This window comes from Telluria sp. AZSoR62 (genome assembly GCF_058111565.1).
This window is the reverse complement of record NZ_JBYTST010000146.1, coordinates 1-364: the sequence shown is the minus strand read 5'-3', so window position 1 is coordinate 364 and position 364 is coordinate 1. Positions and strand designations below refer to the sequence as shown.

The window sequence follows — 364 nt, the reverse complement described above, 5'->3', positions numbered from 1 at the left end:
TGGACGTCAGCCTGCCGCTGGGTGAGCGCGTCGGACATTCGCTGGTGCTGGGCACGACGCGCGTGGGCAAGACGCGGCTGGCCGAGCTGTTTGTGACTCAGGACATCCGTCGCAAGAACGCTGCCGGCGAGCACGAGGTCGTGATCGTTATCGATCCCAAGGGCGACGCGGATCTCCTGAAGCGGATGTACATCGAAGCCCAGCGCGCAGGCCGTGAAGGCGAGTTCTACATCTTCCACCTCGGTTGGCCGGAAATCAGCGCCCGCTACAACGCGGTAGGACGCTTCGGTCGCATCTCGGAAGTCGCCACCCGTATCGCAGGGCAACTCTCCGGTGAAGGCAACAGCGCGGCCTTCCGGGAGTT

General features: G+C 64.3%; 1 pseudogene. It reads left to right on the top strand.

Going from position 1 to position 364, the window contains the following annotated elements:
- Positions 1-364 (top strand): annotated as a pseudogene (locus AC3XQU_RS23275) (type IV conjugative transfer system coupling protein TraD); the annotation flags it as partial.